Below are 17279 nucleotides of genomic sequence, written 5' to 3'. Positions count from 1 at the left end.
AAGTATTAAAATGATTAAACGAAGTATTGTTCGCCGTAAATATGTAGAGCCTGAAGGTTCGCTATCCTATCTTCCTGAAAAAATACAACAGCTGTATGCAAGTCGAGGTATTTCACAGTCGAGTGAACTGGAATATGAACTGAAAAATTTACTAGCGCCAACTGGATTAAAAGAAATTGATGTTGCCTGTGAGATTCTATTCGATGCAATCACCCGCAATAAGAAAATATTGATTGTAGGTGATTTCGACGCTGATGGAGCGACCAGTTCAAGTATTATGATGAAAGGCCTCGCTTTATTGGGGGCAAATAATATCGATTTTCTGGTTCCTGATCGTTTTAAATTTGGTTATGGTTTATCTGTAAAACTGGTGGAACATGCTAGTCTTCGAGAGCCGGATCTAATTGTAACCGTCGACAATGGTATTGCTAATATTGAAGGTGTCGCGAAAGCGAATGAGCTAAATATTCCTGTATTGGTTACCGATCATCATCTGGCGGGAGAGCAACTCCCAGACGCTGTAGCAATCGTTAATCCGAACCAGCCTGGTTGTGAATTTGAAAGCAAAAATCTGGCAGGCGTAGGTGTCGCTTTTTATTTAATGTTGGCGCTGCGTAGTTTTATGCGTAATAAGGGATGGTTTGAATCACAGCAAATTGAAGTACCTAACCTGGCAAATTTGCTGGATATTGTGGCACTAGGCACAGTCGCCGATGTAGTACCGCTTGATCGCAATAATAGAATACTGGTTGAACAGGGACTAAGGCGGATTCGAAGCGGTTTAGCCTGTCCAGGCATAAAAGCTATCTTACATGTTGCAGGTAGGGATGAAACAAAATGTCAGTCGTCTGATCTTGGTTTTGCGCTAGGGCCGAGAATAAATGCTGCTGGTCGATTGGATGATATGACGGTCGGAATAGAGTGCTTGATGGCAAAAACTTTTGAGCAGGCGCTTCCTATTGCGCAAAGACTTGATCAGTTAAACCGTTCCAGAAAGCAAATCGAGCAGGATATGTTAGTCCAGGCCAATCTTGATATTGACGCGTTTCTGGAGAGCAATCTTGAGGAAATAACAGATTCTTTTGCTAGTGAATCACTATCTGAGCAACGGCCTTTTTCACTCTGTCTGTTTGATCCTGAATGGCATCAGGGAGTTATAGGAATTCTCGCCTCGAGAGTGAAAGATAAAATTAACCGACCGGTGATTGTATTTGCAAAAGATGACGATTCAGCAGAACCAACAATTAAAGGGTCCGCTCGCTCGGTTAAGGGAGTCCATATTCGTGATGTATTGGCATTTCTTGATGCAAAACATCCTCACCTGATTGAAAAATTTGGGGGACACGCTATGGCTGCTGGACTGTCAATCAAACAAAAACATTTTCAGGAGTTTGCTGAATATTTTTGTGAAGCTGTCGAGTCTCATCTCAATGGTGAAACTATCAAAGATGAAGTTATTACCGATGGTGAGTTAGCACAATGCGAACTTAGCATTAATTTTGCGATGGAGTTAAGAAAAGCCGGACCATGGGGACAGGGATTTCCTGAGCCGCTTTTTGATGGCGAGTTTTCTGTTGTTACCAGCCGTATAGTTGGTGAAAATCATCTGAAATTGATTGTGGAAAATCAAGGGCTCCAGCTCGATGCAATTTATTTTCGCTGTCCTGAATACTTGCAAGCTCAGCCCGGAGAGCGAGTGAGAATAGTTTATAAGCTCGATATCAACGAATTCCGAGGAAATATTTCCGTTCAGATGTTAATTGAGCAGTTGGAAATTGTCGACTAGTTAGAGGGTGACTGAAGACTCTCTAACTTAACGTTGAAAAAGCATTAAGCTGACAGATTTACTACACACTATTCGAAATCATGTTCTTCTGGCGAGATAACTGGTTCACCGGCGATGGCATGATTTTCATTTGCCCACTCGCCTAAATCCGCTAACTGACAGCGCTTAGAGCAGAAAGGGCGGTGCTCTTCTGCATCTTTCCAACGTAGACTTTTTTTACAGGTAGGGCACGAAATAATCAGTTCTTCATTCATTTATACAACTCCAAAATACCATTGGTATTATCCTTGATTCGTTGTTTGATAGCAAAATTTGGTGTTAAGAACTTCATTTTATCTTTCGAGCTGTCTATACTTGCTGCCAATATGAATCCAGTCAGATAGGAGACTAACAATGGTGACTGCAACTGCAAGACATATTCTTGTATCGAGCGAAGAAAAATGTAATGAACTAAAGCAGCAAATTGCTGAAGGAGCGGATTTTGCAGAATTGGCAAAGTCTCACTCATCTTGTCCATCAGGTAAGAGTGGTGGTGAGCTTGGCGCTTTTGGTCCAGGTATGATGGTCAAAGAGTTTGATGAAGTTTGCTTTAATGAAGATGTTGGCGTGGTACATGGGCCGGTAAAAACACAGTTTGGTTATCACCTTGTTGAAGTAACCAGCAGAACTTAATTTTACAGTTAATATTATGTCCGAATAAAAAAACGGAAGCAAAAGCTCCCGTTTTTTTATTGCATTTATAGTCGATTGACTAAGCTTGAGGTCCTGCTGCTTTAATTGCATCAGAAATTTCAAACTTGGCAATATTCTCCTGGAAGAGCTTGGCTAATGCTTTTGCTTCTTCGTCATATGCAGCGTGATTATCCCAAGTTTTCTTTGGTTGAAGTAGTTTGCTTTCCACTCCGTCAATTTCAACAGGAACGTCCAGATTTAACTCAGGGATATGGACTGTTTCCGCGTCCGCCAGCTTGCCTGACTGAATAGCTGAAATAACTGCACGGGTTGTAGGGATGCTGAAACGCTTGCCGCCATTGGCATAAGAGCCGCCTGTCCAACCAGTATTTACCAGGTAAACTTTTGCGTTATTTGCTTCGATACGCTTCATTAGTAGTTCAGCGTATACACTAGCAGGACGAGGGAAGAAAGGAGCGCCGAAACAGGTTGAGAAGGTAGACTCAATTGCCGCGGTTGAACCAATTTCGGTAGAACCAACTTTGGCGGTGTAACCACTTAAGAAATGGTAAGCAGCCGCTTCTTTTGACAATATTGAAACGGGCGGTAGAACGCCGGTAAGGTCGCAAGTAAGGAAGATAACCGCTTTTGGCTCGCCAGCGCGATTTTCTTCAACGCGCAGATCGATATGCTCGCGTGGATAACCGGCACGACCATTTTGACTCAAAGAAACGTCGCTGTAGTCAGGCGTTCCATTTTCGTCCAGTACGACGTTTTCAATAATTGTTCCGCGCTTGATAGCGTTCCAGATTACGGGTTCATTTTTTTGCGAAAGATCGATAGTTTTCGCGTAGCAACCACCTTCGATATTAAATACTGTGCCAACACCCCAGCCGTGTTCGTCGTCACCAATTAATTCGCAAGAAGGATCCGCAGACAAGGTGGTTTTACCTGTACCAGACAAACCAAAGAATAATGTAACGTCACCTTTTTGATCTTTGTTTGCTGCACAGTGCATAGGTAATACGTCTTTTGCTGGAAGCAGGAAGTTTTGGACAGAGAACATGGCTTTTTTCATTTCACCCGCGTAACGCATACCAGCCAGAAGAACTTTACGTTGACCAAAGTTGATGATTACGGTTCCGTCACTATTAGTCCCGTCACGCTCTGGATCGCACTTGAAATGAGCACAGTTTAGAATTTGCCACTCGTCTTTACCCGCTGGGTTGTATGCGTCAGGACGAACAAACAGGTTGCGGCCAAACAGGTTTTGCCAAGCTGTTTCGGTGCGTACATTGACCGGCAGGTAGTGTTCAGGATCTGAGCCTACGTGCAGTTCAGAAGTGAAGTATGCATCTTTCTCGTTCAGGTAGTTTTCAACCCTTTCCCAAAGCGCGTTAAATTTGTCTTCGTCGAAAGGACGGTTTACGTTGCCCCATTCGATATCTGCTTCAGTAGAAGCTTCTTTAACAATAAAACGATCTTTAGGTGAACGTCCTGTTCTGATTCCTGTTTCCACGCTTAAAGCGCCATTTGAAGCTAAAACGCCTTCGTTGCGTTCAAGCGCCAAATCGACAAGCTGATCACTTGTCAGGTTGAGGTGTTGCGTCGCCATTTATCTCCACCATTTTTAGGGTTGTTTTTGCCTTCGTTGAGTGTTTTTTCTGCATACGAATGCAATAGGGTAAAAATTGGGCGCGATTTTAGCAAATATGACCCAGCTAAACTACCTCAAAAGTGAATAATTACAAGGATATTCTCGGTTAATTTTAGGTAACCGATGTCATTTTTGATAAGTTTCCTCATAGATTTATCGATTCTGCTAGATTAATCCAGCGATTTGCTTGTAGATTCAAGTAGTTGCTTGATTAAACAGGGTTGGCAGAAAGAGAGGGAAGCTTCCTCTTATTGCATTTGCTACTAATAATATAGAAATGATAACTATCGTTTTGAAAAAGCGAATTTTAATTAGACTTCTTTCTAATTTTTTGAAAATCGGTTGTCCCAGCTTTTAAATTTTCCACGGCAGTACTGGTCAAGTGAATGATAATCACGGAAATAAAGATCACAACCTTCATCGTGGCGAGCATTAAATTCGCACTCCTTGTTATCATGTTCTCGACAAATAAAGGGGCGCTTTTCGTAGATGGAGCATCTGCCAGTGGACTCGAGATGCTCACATTGCTGGTAGACAATTAAATACCAGCCACCTTTGTCCTTGAATATATGAATATTTCGATGGGATATCTGCCAGAGCAGAAAGTCATAATCGCGAATAGAGCGAGGGCTATCAATTGAGCTGGTAATGTATTGGCAGCATTTGCTACCGGTGCAAAAAGAACATTTGTTGTCGGTTGTTATCTTGACAGGTTTTTTCTTTTGGTTGGCAGAGTCTCTTCCGACCTTAACGGCAATAGTTTTGACTCTGGTTGGGACTTGGGCAATATCGATAAAATCCTGTTTTGGTCGACTCATCGCTTTCCCTTATCTGATATTTAACTTTTTCGCTCAACCGCAAGTTCAGCTAATCTTGCCAAAGCATCGGTATATGGGTTCTCAGGCATTAACTTCAGTTCAATTCTAGCTTTTTCAACTTCTTCTTTGGCTTTTGAGAGGGTGTAATCAATTGCTCCAGTTTGCCTGATTAGCTCCTGTATTTCTTGCAAATGCTCGAGCCCTCCGTTTTCGATGCACTTTCGTATCAGCTTTTCACCTTCAGCATTACTATTTTGTTTGGCGTAAATCAAAGGTAAAGTAGGTTTTCCTTCGGCGAGATCATCGCCAACGTTTTTACCAAGTTCTTCACTATCCGCGAAATAATCAAGCGCATCGTCCATTAGTTGAAAAGCCAGGCCCAGATGAAGACCAAAGCGATGCATTGGCTCTGCCAGATCATCTCTATCACTAATGATTGCACCCAAACGGCAAGCTGCGGCAAACAAAATAGCGGTTTTATTTTTGATTACTTCAAAATAGCTATCTTCGGTTGCATCCGGATCATTGCAGTTCATTAACTGAAGAACTTCGCCTTCCGCAATTTGATTGGTAGTATTAGCCAAAATTTGCATTACCTGCATTTTGTCCATGCCAACCATCATTTGAAATGAACGAGAATAAAGGAAATCTCCAACAAGCACGCTCGCGGCGTTACCAAATAAAGCGTTAGCTGTTTCTCGCCCGCGACGCCTGTCGCTTTCGTCAACTACATCATCATGTAATAAAGTTGCCGTGTGGATAAACTCGATGATTGCTGCAGTAATATGGTGCTGGTTACCGCAATAGCCGAGTGCTTTGGCTACGATCAACACGAGAAGCGGTCTCAGTCTCTTACCACCAGCAGAGACTATATAATGGCCTAACTGGTTGACCAATACGACATCTGATTTCAACTGGTCTAAAATGACCTGATTGGTTGCATTAAAGTCGTCTTCAACCAGCGCAGTAATACTTTTAATATCTGACATTGATTTTATTTTGTTGATATGAGAAGTGAAAAAAGGCCAATGCCTTCTTTTTCTTAATATTTATGGGCGAATGCTAGGGCTTGACTCGGGGATGGTCAAGAAAAAACTCATAGAAAAGTCGAGGTATTAGTTTGATTGGTGTAAATAGAGCATAAATCACCAATTTTCTTGTATTTAGGCTTGCTACAATGAGGCTAATGGCTTAAAATGCGCGCCCTCAAATAGGAATCCCCAGTGTTTCAGAATGCTTTCGAGCTACCTAGGGGGCCTGACTAAAATGTAAAACTAAACCAGTATATGTCTAGTTTTCTAACGAAAATCAAGAGTATACAATTAAGTGACGGAGAGTTTCACTATGTACGCGGTGATTCAAAGTGGTGGTAAGCAACACCGAGTTTCTGAAGGTCAAGTTGTTCGCCTTGAGAAAATTGACGCTGAAAAAGGCGCAACTATCGATTTCGATAAAGTATTATTAGTAGGTGAAGGTGCTGAGTTAGCACTGGGTGCACCATATTTGGAAGGCGCGAAAGTCTCCGCTGAGGTTGTCGAGCACGGTCGTGGTAAGAAAATCAAGATCGTTAAATTTAGACGTCGTAAGCACCATCGTAAGCAGATGGGCCATCGTCAATGGTTTACTGAAGTTAAAATTACTGGCATCAGCAAGTAATAGAACTGATAGAGATTTTGGAGAGATAAAATGGCACATAAGAAAGCTGGTGGTAGTACCCGTAACGGTCGCGATTCCGAAAGTAAACGCCTTGGTGTAAAGCGCTTTGGCGGTGAAAAAGTTTCTGCAGGCAGCATTATCGTTCGTCAACGTGGAACTCATTTCCACGCAGGCACAAACGTTGGTGTTGGCAAAGATCATACTTTGTTTGCAAAAGCAGACGGTGAAGTAAAATTTGAAGTTAAAGGTTTACGTAACCGTCGCACTGTTAGCATTATCGCTAATTAATTGCGAATAACAGCTGGTTGGTTGGTACTAGTTACGACCAACAGTTGAAAAAGAATAAAAAAGCTCCGATGTTCGGGGCTTTTTTTGTATTGAGCGTTTCTTCTAATTTTCTGCGATAATCACTTATCGCATTTGTTAGGATTATTTAAACAGGTTTTCCGATGAAATTTGTTGATGAAGTCACCATCAAGGTTAAAGCTGGCAACGGCGGAAGCGGTATTGTGAGTTTTCGCCGAGAGAAATATATCCCTAAAGGTGGACCTGACGGCGGGGACGGCGGTGATGGCGGAAGCGTCTATCTGGTCGCTGACAGTGAGTTAAATACACTGGTTGACTATCGTTATGTGCGCTTCTATGGCGCGGAAAATGGTGAGAAGGGCGGTCCTAAAAATATGACTGGCGCTAAAGGTAATCATCTCTTTTTACCGGTTCCGATAGGGACTAGAGTAACCAACAGTGAAACAGGTGAACTAATAGGTGATCTGAAAACTGTCGGCGAAAAGCTGCTAGTGGCCAGAGGAGGGTTTCACGGTCTGGGTAATACCCGTTTTAAAAGCTCAGTCAACCGCACGCCTCGTCAAAAGAGTCTGGGAACAGAGGGCGACCTGAGGGAGCTGAGGCTAGAACTTAGAGTTCTTGCAGATGTAGGCTTGTTGGGACTTCCTAATGCTGGGAAATCAACTTTTATCCGCAGTGTTTCTGCTGCCAAGCCAAAAGTAGCGGATTACCCGTTTACTACTCTGGTGCCAAATCTTGGTGTTGTCGCACCAGAACCCCACCGAAGCTTTGTCATTGCCGATATTCCTGGAGTTATTGAAGGTGCTGCTGAAGGCGCCGGACTAGGTGTTAGATTCTTGAAACACTTATCAAGAACGCGCCTTCTGTTACATTTGGTGGATCTAAAGCCATTTGATGAGTCTGATCCTTTGCAAAATATCCAGGCGATTCATGAAGAGTTACGTCGTTATTCGGAAGAGTACGAAAGCAACCTGATGGAAAAGGAAATCTGGTTAATTTTCAATAAAGTGGATTTACTTGATGAGGATACTGTTGCTCGAGAGAGAGAGAGAATTCTAGAAGCGCTAGATTGGCAAGGGCCATACTACACCATTTCGGGATTGAAGAGTGAAGGAACCAAAGCATTGTGCTTTGATATTCTCGAACACATTGAAGGCATGTCTGAGCAAATGAATGAAGAAGACAAGGCTGATTTTCTGGAGTCGCTTGATGAACCATTTGAAGTGCCCACTCCGATGGATGACGAGGATATTGAAGACGAGTTGGTTGAAGATGACTTTTATGACGATGACGATGACGATGATGATGATGATGATGACGAGGACGACGGAAACTGGGAGTATGTTCGCTAAGGAGGAGTTTTAACTCAAGCTCCGGAGTTGAAGCTGTAAGCAACGGGGTCTAAAAACAGAATCTAACATCAATAAAAAACCCGCTAGAAGCGGGTTTTTTGATATCTGGTAGGTCAATAATCGAGCGATTATGCCATTGCCTTGATTTGCGCATTGAAACGGCTCTTATGACGAGCAGCTTTGTTTGCGTGAATAAGACCTTTACCTGCAGCAACGTCCATTACAGACACTGCTTTAGTGTATGCAGCTTCAGCTGCAGCTTTGTCGCCAGATGCAATCGCAGCAACAACTTTTTTCATATATGTGCGCATCATAGAACGACGGCTAGCGTTATGCTGGCGACGACCTTCAGCCTGACGTGCACGCTTCTTTGCGGATTTGATATTAGCCAAGGCTTTGCTCCTGAAAATTAGGCATTAATTTAAGGTGCGGCAATATACCCGTTTTTATTAGGGATATCAAGGCATAATCCGTTAAAAATAGCAGGTTGAGGGAATTTTATCATTTAGAGGAAGTCTCAGCTGCCGACAGACAAATTAATTGACTGAAACACCTTATATGGCTAATCTAGCGGGCTCCTGTCGTTTGGTCATAACTTCAAGTCCAAAAATGGCGTTTAAGCCGAAACCAGCATAATCTGATGGTAGATGTGGCAGTTTTTATCTTTTCGTTCTCCATTATAAGAGAATTTTCCATCACTAATACATGGTTGCTTCACAATAAGAACGGAGAAAAGTAACTAGATGTCAAAGCAACTGTTAAAGTCGGGCATTATTGTTAGTGCAATGACCTTCATTTCTCGTGTGCTGGGGTTAGTACGCGATATTGTCGTTACCTTTATTTTGGGGGCAGAGGGAGCCACAGATGTTTTTCTGGTCGCGCAAAAGATCCCTAATTTTCTGAGACGCCTGTTTGCTGAAGGCGCCTTTTCGCAAGCATTTATTCCTGTATTATCTGAGTATCAGACGAATAAGACTCTCGACGAAGTAAAGCGCTTGATTGCTGAGACTTCGGGAACACTGGCTTTGATTTTAGTGGCTGTAGCGATCGTGGGAGTCGCAGGCTCTCCTGTACTGGTAACGCTTTTTGGTCCGGGCTTTGTCGGAGAGCCTGAGAAGTTTGACCTGGCATCATTGATGCTGAAAATTACTTTTCCGTATATTCTGTTTATTTCACTCACTGCCTTTTGTGGTTCAATTCTCAATAGTGTCGGAAAGTTTGGTATACCTGCTTTCACACCGGTGCTTCTTAATGTTTCCATAATTTCCGCTGCAATTATCGTAACTCCTGCTGCGACTGACGCCACCGCAATTGCGCTAGCATGGGGGGTATTTGTTGCCGGAGTTGTTCAACTATTGTTGCAGCTACCTTTCTTGTGGAAAGAAGGATTGCTAGTCAAACCAAAATGGGGGTGGCATTCGCCCGGTGTACAACAGATATTGACCCTGATGGGGCCGGCTCTGTTTGGGGTTTCCGTTGGCCAGATTAACCTGCTATTGGATACGGTACTGGCATCATTTTTACAAACCGGCAGCATTACCTGGCTTTATGTCTCAGATCGTATGCTGGAATTTCCTTTGGGAATGTTTGCCATTGCCATATCTACGGTCATTCTACCTTCGCTTTCCAGACAACATGCTGAAGATAATAAAGAAGAGTTTAATCAAACCTTTAACTGGGGATTAAGACTGGTCTTCTTAATTGGCGTGCCTGCGGCAATCGGACTATTCATAATGGCAGAGCCAATCATCTTAACGGTGTTTCAACACGGTAAGTTTCTGATTTCAGACGCCTATTTGGCCTCCCTTAGCCTTAAAGCCTATATTGTTGGATTACTTGGGTTTATGCTGATAAAGGTGCTTGCAACAGGCTTTTTCTCACGCCAGGATACTAAGACCCCGGTTAAGATTGCCATCAAAGCAATGGCTACTAATATGTTGTTTAATTTGATACTGTTTTTCCCGCTAAAGCATGTCGGTTTGGCTCTGGCGACTGCCATATCCGCAACGGTAAACGCCTCTCTCTTGTATTTTAATCTTCGCAAACAGGATATTTTCACTCCAGATAGTCAATGGAGAAGCTGGTTTTACAAGCTTATACTTGCAAACTCGGCTTTGATTGCTTTTATCTTCTTGCTGATGGCACCAGTCACTGAGTGGCAAGCGTGGGGACTTTACCAGAGGGTCTGGAATATGCTCATTCTGGTTTTTGGTTCTATAGCTGTGTACGCCGTTGCTTTAGTAGTTTGCGGCGTCAGGTTCAAAGATTTGAAGCACGCCTAAACTATTTGATTGCTGTGCTAATCAAATGGCTACACCCAACTCATTGACTAGTATATAATTCTGTCTTCGAAGAGACCTGCTTTAGGCAGGTCTTTGTTTTTATAAGTTAAGTGATTCTTTCTGAGCCCTATGCAATTAATTCGAGGACTGATTAACTTAAAACACCAGAAACAAGCCTGTGTTGCCACCATTGGTAACTTTGATGGTGTACACAGTGGTCATCGTGCGATAGTTGACCGGGTTTTGGCAAAAGCCAAATTACTCGGGCTACCTTCCTGTGTGCTTTTATTCGAGCCTCACCCCAAAGAGTTCTTCATGAAGGAGCAGTGTCCGCCGAGACTTGCCTGCTTCAAAGAAAAGTACCAGCGACTAAAAAAGCTCGGGATCGACAAGCTGGTTGTGCTTCAATTTAATCAGCCGTTAAGAGAAATGGAAGCGGAAAAATTTGTTCATCAGGTGTTAATAGACAAGCTTCAGGTCAAGCATCTGGTTGTCGGTGACGATTTTCATTTCGGCCACAGGCGCAAAGGAAACTTTCAGTTATTGGAGCAGCTATCCACTAACCAATATACTTTGGAGCCTACTCCTAGCGTATTGGTCGATGGACAAAGAGTTAGTAGTACTCTGATTAGGGAGGCTCTGGCAAACCAGGCTCTGGACCTGGCAGAAAGCTACTTAGGTCACCGTTTTTCGATGACCGGAAGGGTTGGCTATGGCGAGCAACTGGGGCGCCAAATTAAATTTCCGACAGCCAATGTTGCGATAAAGCGTCGTAAATTGCCGGTTAGTGGCGTCTATCTGGTTAAATGTCACTGGCAACAAGGTGGAAAAAAATATAGTGCCTGGGGAGCTGCAAATTGTGGAAAGCGGCCCACGGTCAACGGTCTGGATTATCGTTTGGAAGTACATCTTTTAGGTGTTAGTCCCGAGCTTTATGGGATAGAATTGGCGGTCGATTTTTATGCACCTATCAGGGCGGAAAAGAAATTCGAGTCGCTTGATGCTTTAAAAGCACAAATCAACAAAGATATTGAACAAGCTGAATTGCTTATTGAAAAAATAGAAAGCTGAAGCAAATAACCGCCTACCAGCGGTGAATTCTGTTTTTAACTGACAGAGTATTAAAAAATTTCAAAGAACCTTAATTAGTAGAACAAACATTAATAGAGAACTGGAAAGAGAATAATGACTGACTACAAACCGACACTTAACTTGCCGGATACTGATTTTCCGATGCGCGGCAACCTGGCTCAAAATGAGCCCAAAATGTTGGCTAACTGGACTAAAAATGGTTTGTATCAGAAGATTAGAGAGGCCTGTGCAGGCCGTCCAAACTACACTCTGCATGATGGTCCTCCTTATGCAAATGGGGACATCCATATCGGTCACGCGGTCAATAAAATCCTTAAGGATTTTTGCATCAAGAGTAAGACTCTGAGCGGTTTTGATGCCCCTTATGTACCAGGTTGGGACTGTCATGGGTTGCCTATCGAAAATCAGGTAGAGAAAAAAGTAGGTAAAGCGGGCACAAAAGTTCCATTTGGAGAGTTCCGCCAGAAATGTCGAGATTATGCGGCTAAACAAGTCGAAGGCCAGAAAAAAGATTTTATTCGTTTGGGTGTATTCGGTGACTGGGATAAGCCTTATCTGACCATGAACTATGAAACCGAAGCCGATATCATTCGTTCGCTCGCCAAAATCGTTGACAATGGTCACTTACATCGTGGCTTCAAACCTGTTTACTGGAGTGTGGTTGGTGGTTCTGCTTTAGCTGAAGCTGAAGTTGAGTACCATGACAAAACGTCTTTCTCGATTGATGTGCGTTATGCTCCAGAAAATGAAACACAAGTACTCGATAAGTTCAATGCCGTTGATTCCGGTCTGGGTGAAGGGCCAGTTTCAGCAGTTATCTGGACAACAACGCCGTGGACGCTTCCTTCCAGCCAGGCGATTTCAGCCAACGCCAATCTGGACTATGCATTGGTTGAACTGGATGTATCGACTGAAGATGATGAGCGTCTGGGGCAGGGTAAGGAAAGAATTATCATGGCAGAAGCCATGGTGGAAGTCATTCTGCAACGCTGGGGCGTTGAGGACCATAAAGTAGTCGGTCGCGCCAAAGGCAGCGATCTGGAAAACCTTGTCTTCCAGCATCCTTTTGCCAGCAGAAAAATCCCGTTGATCCTTGGCGAGCATGTTACTACCGATGCAGGTACCGGTCTGGTCCATACTGCGCCAGACCATGGTATGGAAGATTTTGTAGTCGGTAAGGAATACGGCATTGGCACATTAAATCTTGTTGGCCCTAACGGTGTTTTTGCCGAAGAAACGCCTGAAGTGGCTGGCGAACATGTTTATAAAGTCGACGAACCAATTACTGAGATGCTGGCTGAAAAAGGGCGTTTGATCCGTCAGGCTAAAATCAGACACAGCTACGCTCACTGTTGGCGAACCAAGACTCCTTTAATCTATCGAGCGACGCCTCAATGGTTTATCTCGATGGAACAAAACGGCCTGCGTGAAAGCGCACTTGAAGCAATCAAAGGTGTTCAATGGGTTCCAGGTTGGGGACAAGAACGTATTGAGGGCATGGTTGACGGCCGCCCTGACTGGTGTATTTCTCGTCAAAGAACCTGGGGCGTTCCACTTTGCCTGATCGTCAATAAAGAAACCGAAGAGCTTCACCCTCGAGCGACAGAATTAATGGAGTCAGTTGCCAAACTTGTTGAAGAAAAGGGAATGCAGGCATGGTTTGATCTGGAGCTAACTGACCTACTAGGTAATGAAGCGGATGATTATGTAAAAATCGACGACACTCTGGATGTCTGGTTTGATTCTGGAGTTACTCATTCTGCGGTAATGGGGCGACGTGAAGAACTGAGTGAGCCTGCTGATCTCTATCTTGAAGGTTCGGATCAGCATCGTGGCTGGTTCCAGTCTTCTCTATTGACCGGCATTGCAATGAATGGCCATGCGCCTTACAAAGCTGTTTTAACTCATGGCTTTACCGTTGATGCCAATGGTAACAAGATGTCCAAATCTTTGGGTAATGTAGTTGCACCGCTAGATGTTATTAATAAACTGGGAGCAGATATTTTGCGTTTGTGGGTTGGTTCAACCGACTATCGCTCGGAAATCACTGTATCTGATGAAATTTTAAAGCGTACCGCTGATAAATATCGTCGTATGCGTAATACTGCCAGATTCTTCCTGGCTAATATCAAAGGTTTTGATCCCGCTACCGATATGGTTGCTCCTGAAGATATGTTGCCACTTGACCGTTGGGCGGTTGCCAGAACCTTACAGGTTCAAAATGAAATTAAGGCTGCATTTGAAGACTATAACTTTATGGTTGCCACCAATGCAATGCATCACTTCTGTTCGTTCGATATGGGAAGTTTCTACCTTGATATTATCAAGGACCGTCAATATACGGCGAAAGCCGGTTCATTGGCACATAAATCTTGTCAAACTGCCCTTTATCATATCGTGCAGGCTGTATGTCGCTGGTTTATGCCGGTACTATCCTTTACTGCGTATGAAATCTGGCAGCAGATTCCGGGACAGCAGGGCGATGAAATTTTCTGGCAGACCTGGTATGAAGGACTGTTTGAAAACGCGCAAGATGCAAAAATTACCGAAAATGACTGGAGGGTTATCGATTCGGTAAAAACTGAATGTAATAAAGCGCTTGAGTTGATGCGTAAAGACGGCAAACTGGGCTCTTCACTGGAAGCTGAAATTACTTTGTACGTTAATGACGAGCTGGCCAATGTTCTGGAAAAGCTGGAAGATGAGCTACGTTTCGTACTTATTACTTCACAAGCCAAAGTCGTTCGTGATAGCGAAGGTAATGCAACTGAGCTGGAAGGACTTAAACTTGCTATCGTTGCTTCAGAGCATAAAAAGTGTGATCGTTGCTGGCATCGTCGTGAAGATGTTGGAACCAACGAAGCGCATCCTGATTTGTGTGGTCGTTGCGTAACAAATGTTGAAGGAGAAGGGGAAGTTCGTCTTTATGCCTAGTAATTGGATAAAGCCCAGCCACTGGATTAAACATGATTTAAAGCCCTGGCAAACAGGGCTTCAATGGCTTTGGGTTACTTTAATTTTCCTGATTATTGATCAGGCGACCAAGCAGTATGCTGTCGCTTATTTCACTGAAGTGGGTGTTTATGAAACGGTTGAAGTGATGCCGTATTTCAATTTTATACTCCGCTACAATACCGGAGCTGCTTTTTCATTCCTCGCTGATCAAGATGGGTGGCAGGTTTTCTTTTTTGGAGCGATTGCTGCCAGCGTTTCGGCAGTTTTGCTCATATGGCTATACAGTTTACCGGCTAAAAACCGATGGCTGTCTATTGCGCTTTGTTTAATTATTGCTGGCGCATTAGGAAATCTCTATGACCGTATTATGCTGGGTAAAGTCGTTGACTTCATTGACTGGTATTACGGAGATTATCATTGGCCCGCGTTCAATATCGCAGATAGTGTCATAATGCTAGGTGCGGTAATGATGCTTCTGGATGGTTTTTTTGGCAGTGATGCTGAAAATTCTGAACAGAAGGCAGGAGCTTCTCACAATTAATGTTTTTCCAATTTTTTTGAAATTTTAGTTTAGTCCTAGTTTAAGTCATGTCTGAAACAGTGTTAGATAATAGTCGTGTACTCGCTGACGTCACGATCAAATTAAAAGATGGTAGTGTTGCTGATTCTACCAAAGTCAGTGGCAAACCCAGCTGGTTAGTTCTGGGCGATGGCAGCTTTAGTCAGGCTTTTGAAGAGTATCTTGTTGGAAGTGCTGTTGGTGATGAACTGACATTTGAGTTAGAGCCAAAAGATGCTTTCGGCGAGTCAAACCCGGATAGTATTCACTTTATGGACATCAGTCAGTTTCCTCAGGATTTAAAGCTGGAAAAAGGTGCGATAATTGGATTTGAACAACCTAATGGTAGTCAGCTTCCAGGAATCATCAGAGAGGTTCAGGGTGGCTCGGTAAAAGTTGATTTCAATCATCCTCTGGCCGGCGAAACCGTTATCTTTGAAATCGTAATCAAACAGATTTCGGAATAATAATTTCAACTTAAAGCAGATACAGGAATTTGCATCAATGAAAATCTATTTGGCCAATCCTCGCGGGTTTTGTGCAGGTGTAGACAGAGCTATTGAAATAGTAAATAGAGCATTGGATTTGTTTGGTGCACCTATTTATGTCAAGCATGAGGTTGTACATAATAAGTTTGTTGTTGACGGACTAAAGAAAAAAGGCGCTGTTTTCATTGAAGATTTGGCCGAGGTGCCCGAAGGCTCTACTCTAATCTATAGTGCGCATGGTGTTTCACAGGCAGTCAAAGATGAGGCAAAGGAGAGAGGGTTCAGGGTTTTTGATGCGACCTGTCCTCTGGTCACCAAAGTTCATATGGAAGTTGTTCGAAAAAGTAAAAATGGTGAAGAGGGTGTCCTGATTGGCCATAAAGGTCACCCTGAAGTCGAGGGGACCATGGGGCAGTATTCCAATAAGGAGGGGGGAATGTACCTAATTGAAGACTCTGATGACATTAAATCGCTAGAAGTTAAAGATGAAAGTAAACTCTTCTTCGTATCGCAAACGACTTTATCAGTTGACGAAACTAAAGGTTTGATTAGTGAACTAAAGGACAAATTTCCGGCAATTCAAGGTCCCAAAAAGGACGATATTTGTTATGCGACACAAAACAGACAAGATGCTGTCAAGCAGTTAGCCAAAACCAGCGAGCTGATACTCGTGGTCGGCAGTCGTAACAGCTCAAACTCAAATCGACTCAAGGAATTAGCAGAAAAAGAAGGTAGAATAGCTTATCTCATTGATAATGCAGAGGAAATTAAGGATTCGTGGCTAAAAGGAGTGTCGAGTGTAGGTGTTACTGCAGGAGCATCGGCGCCAGAAATACTTGTTGAAGAGGTTTTGGACAAACTCAAAGAAAATGGCGGGGAAATGGCTGATTTCAAGACTGAAAATCCTGAGAATATGTACTTTCCTGTACCAGCTGAACTCAGATAATTCCACCAACTATTTACTGTAATCGAAGTGGCTATTAGTGGTATAACACTTCGCAGCAAGCCCTGTCCGGTCTGATTAATTTTAAAGGATTATGTGACTCTGATCACATTAGTAGAAGCCTTAAGTCCATTTATCTAGTATTCGCGTACTACTATCGGACTCTAGTTGATATATTGCCCGCTTCACACGATAGTTACATTGAAAGTAACTGTTTTTCATGTATCAATTCTTGAGTACTATTTCTATGCTATCAGGCATCAAAAAACAAATAGGCTTCACTCTGGTAGAGCTGTTAATCGCAATAGCTCTAATAGGCATTTTGTTAAGTCTGGCTTTGCCTGCCTTTAATAATACGGTGGCAAACGCTAGCCTGACTTCCAATGTTAATCTTCTGGTTGGCGCAATTAATTTAGCTCGCTCTGAAGCCGTTGAAAGAAATGCTTCGATTACGTTTTCAGTTTCAGGTGACGGCAGTCAGTGGCAGATTACAGAAGGGGCTAATTTAATCCAGACTTACTCCCCCGATCAGAAGAGAATGTCTTACGACGGTAATGGATTTACTTCAATGGTAATTTTGCCCACTGGCTTTAGACAACTACCGGCAAGTGCAGTGCAACTGGACTTTTGCAATGAAGAGATTAATAGTGGCCGAAGGGTCACCATTAGTGTTAGCGGTAGTCCTTCTGTTAGTACTTTGGGAGGTTGTTAAT

General features: G+C 43.2%; 17 protein-coding genes. 12 read left to right on the top strand and 5 right to left on the bottom strand.

Features of this window, described 5'->3' with window-relative positions:
- The first annotated feature begins 10 nt into the window (after window positions 1-10).
- Window positions 11-1786, top strand: coding sequence for a single-stranded-DNA-specific exonuclease RecJ (gene recJ / locus IYN84_RS06825; RefSeq protein ID WP_196138398.1), 1776 nt, complete (start codon window positions 11-13; stop codon window positions 1784-1786).
- A gap of 68 nt (window positions 1787-1854) precedes the next feature.
- On the opposite strand, the gene yacG is transcribed toward recJ, so the two are convergent.
- Window positions 1855-2040, bottom strand: a complete 186-nt coding sequence (gene yacG, locus IYN84_RS06820) for a DNA gyrase inhibitor YacG (protein WP_196138397.1) — start codon at window positions 2038-2040, stop codon at window positions 1855-1857.
- Window positions 2041-2179: 139 nt separating this feature from the next.
- Between yacG and IYN84_RS06815 the strand changes: the two genes are divergently transcribed.
- Window positions 2180-2458 carry a peptidylprolyl isomerase gene (locus tag IYN84_RS06815; protein ID WP_196138396.1) on the top strand — a complete coding sequence of 93 codons (279 nt, stop codon included), beginning with the start codon at window positions 2180-2182 and terminating at the stop codon, window positions 2456-2458.
- A gap of 79 nt (window positions 2459-2537) precedes the next feature.
- Here IYN84_RS06815 and IYN84_RS06810 read toward each other — a convergent pair whose 3' ends face one another.
- From IYN84_RS06810 to ispB, 3 genes are all read right to left on the bottom strand, one after another.
- Window positions 2538-4073 (bottom strand): phosphoenolpyruvate carboxykinase, encoded by a 1536-nt coding sequence (locus IYN84_RS06810; protein ID WP_196138395.1) that lies wholly within the window; start codon window positions 4071-4073, stop codon window positions 2538-2540.
- A gap of 365 nt (window positions 4074-4438) precedes the next feature.
- Window positions 4439-4933, bottom strand: coding sequence for a YkgJ family cysteine cluster protein (locus tag IYN84_RS06805; RefSeq protein WP_196138394.1), 495 nt, complete (start codon window positions 4931-4933; stop codon window positions 4439-4441).
- A gap of 20 nt (window positions 4934-4953) precedes the next feature.
- Window positions 4954-5922, bottom strand: a complete 969-nt coding sequence (gene ispB / locus IYN84_RS06800) for an octaprenyl diphosphate synthase (RefSeq protein ID WP_196138393.1) — start codon at window positions 5920-5922, stop codon at window positions 4954-4956.
- A 355-nt stretch (window positions 5923-6277) separates the two neighbouring features.
- Here ispB and rplU point away from each other — a divergent pair, with 355 nt between their 5' ends.
- From rplU to cgtA, 3 genes are all read left to right on the top strand, one after another.
- A complete protein-coding gene (gene rplU, locus IYN84_RS06795) occupies window positions 6278-6589 on the top strand; it encodes a 50S ribosomal protein L21 (protein WP_196138392.1) in 312 nt (103 codons plus the stop codon).
- A 30-nt stretch (window positions 6590-6619) separates the two neighbouring features.
- Window positions 6620-6877, top strand: a complete 258-nt coding sequence (rpmA, locus tag IYN84_RS06790; RefSeq protein WP_196138391.1) for a 50S ribosomal protein L27 — start codon at window positions 6620-6622, stop codon at window positions 6875-6877.
- A gap of 161 nt (window positions 6878-7038) precedes the next feature.
- On the top strand, window positions 7039-8247 hold the full coding sequence (cgtA, locus tag IYN84_RS06785; protein ID WP_196138390.1) for an Obg family GTPase CgtA: 1209 nt from the start codon (window positions 7039-7041) through the stop codon (window positions 8245-8247).
- Between the two features lie 128 nt (window positions 8248-8375).
- On the opposite strand, the gene rpsT is transcribed toward cgtA, so the two are convergent.
- A complete protein-coding gene (rpsT, locus tag IYN84_RS06780; protein WP_196138389.1) occupies window positions 8376-8639 on the bottom strand; it encodes a 30S ribosomal protein S20 in 264 nt (87 codons plus the stop codon).
- Between the two features lie 351 nt (window positions 8640-8990).
- Here rpsT and murJ point away from each other — a divergent pair, with 351 nt between their 5' ends.
- The 7 genes from murJ to IYN84_RS06745 all read left to right on the top strand — a co-directional run bounded on the left by murJ (window position 8991) and on the right by IYN84_RS06745 (window position 17278).
- Window positions 8991-10529, top strand: coding sequence for a murein biosynthesis integral membrane protein MurJ (murJ, locus tag IYN84_RS06775; RefSeq protein ID WP_196138388.1), 1539 nt, complete (start codon window positions 8991-8993; stop codon window positions 10527-10529).
- 129 nt (window positions 10530-10658) lie between these two features.
- On the top strand, window positions 10659-11600 hold the full coding sequence (gene ribF, locus IYN84_RS06770) for a bifunctional riboflavin kinase/FAD synthetase (protein WP_196138387.1): 942 nt from the start codon (window positions 10659-10661) through the stop codon (window positions 11598-11600).
- Between the two features lie 114 nt (window positions 11601-11714).
- A complete protein-coding gene (gene ileS, locus IYN84_RS06765; protein WP_196138386.1) occupies window positions 11715-14555 on the top strand; it encodes an isoleucine--tRNA ligase in 2841 nt (946 codons plus the stop codon).
- Window positions 14548-15117, top strand: coding sequence for a signal peptidase II (gene lspA, locus IYN84_RS06760; protein ID WP_196138385.1), 570 nt, complete (start codon window positions 14548-14550; stop codon window positions 15115-15117). Before ileS ends, lspA begins: the two co-directional genes overlap by 8 nt.
- A gap of 47 nt (window positions 15118-15164) precedes the next feature.
- On the top strand, window positions 15165-15602 hold the full coding sequence (gene fkpB / locus IYN84_RS06755) for an FKBP-type peptidyl-prolyl cis-trans isomerase (protein ID WP_196138384.1): 438 nt from the start codon (window positions 15165-15167) through the stop codon (window positions 15600-15602).
- Window positions 15603-15639: 37 nt separating this feature from the next.
- Entirely contained in the window at window positions 15640-16569 is a 930-nt protein-coding gene (gene ispH / locus IYN84_RS06750) for a 4-hydroxy-3-methylbut-2-enyl diphosphate reductase (protein WP_196138383.1), read from the top strand.
- Window positions 16570-16798: 229 nt separating this feature from the next.
- Window positions 16799-17278, top strand: coding sequence for a GspH/FimT family pseudopilin (locus IYN84_RS06745; protein ID WP_196138382.1), 480 nt, complete (start codon window positions 16799-16801; stop codon window positions 17276-17278).
- The last annotated feature ends 1 nt before the right edge of the window (window position 17279 follow it).

Source organism: Aliikangiella sp. G2MR2-5 (assembly GCF_015687155.1).
Lineage (GTDB): Bacteria > Pseudomonadota > Gammaproteobacteria > Enterobacterales > Kangiellaceae > Aliikangiella.
Note: the sequence above shows the minus strand (reverse complement) of the source record. Positions and strands in the feature narration are given on the sequence as shown.

Bases quoted from the DNA above. Each gene is read 5' to 3' on its own strand.
- rplU (WP_196138392.1), top strand. From the start codon at position 6,278: ATGTACGCGGTGATTCAAAGTGGTGGTAAGCAACACCGAGTTTCTGAA.
- IYN84_RS06810 (WP_196138395.1), bottom strand. From the start codon at position 4,073: ATGGCGACGCAACACCTCAACCTGACAAGTGATCAGCTTGTCGATTTG.
- ileS (WP_196138386.1), top strand. From the start codon at position 11,715: ATGACTGACTACAAACCGACACTTAACTTGCCGGATACTGATTTTCCG.
- fkpB (WP_196138384.1), top strand. From the start codon at position 15,165: ATGTCTGAAACAGTGTTAGATAATAGTCGTGTACTCGCTGACGTCACG.
- recJ (WP_196138398.1), top strand. From the start codon at position 11: ATGATTAAACGAAGTATTGTTCGCCGTAAATATGTAGAGCCTGAAGGT.
- IYN84_RS06805 (WP_196138394.1), bottom strand. From the start codon at position 4,933: ATGAGTCGACCAAAACAGGATTTTATCGATATTGCCCAAGTCCCAACC.
- yacG (WP_196138397.1), bottom strand. From the start codon at position 2,040: ATGAATGAAGAACTGATTATTTCGTGCCCTACCTGTAAAAAAAGTCTA.
- lspA (WP_196138385.1), top strand. From the start codon at position 14,548: ATGCCTAGTAATTGGATAAAGCCCAGCCACTGGATTAAACATGATTTA.
- IYN84_RS06815 (WP_196138396.1), top strand. From the start codon at position 2,180: ATGGTGACTGCAACTGCAAGACATATTCTTGTATCGAGCGAAGAAAAA.
- cgtA (WP_196138390.1), top strand. From the start codon at position 7,039: ATGAAATTTGTTGATGAAGTCACCATCAAGGTTAAAGCTGGCAACGGC.
- ispB (WP_196138393.1), bottom strand. From the start codon at position 5,922: ATGTCAGATATTAAAAGTATTACTGCGCTGGTTGAAGACGACTTTAAT.
- ispH (WP_196138383.1), top strand. From the start codon at position 15,640: ATGAAAATCTATTTGGCCAATCCTCGCGGGTTTTGTGCAGGTGTAGAC.
- murJ (WP_196138388.1), top strand. From the start codon at position 8,991: ATGTCAAAGCAACTGTTAAAGTCGGGCATTATTGTTAGTGCAATGACC.
- rpmA (WP_196138391.1), top strand. From the start codon at position 6,620: ATGGCACATAAGAAAGCTGGTGGTAGTACCCGTAACGGTCGCGATTCC.
- ribF (WP_196138387.1), top strand. From the start codon at position 10,659: ATGCAATTAATTCGAGGACTGATTAACTTAAAACACCAGAAACAAGCC.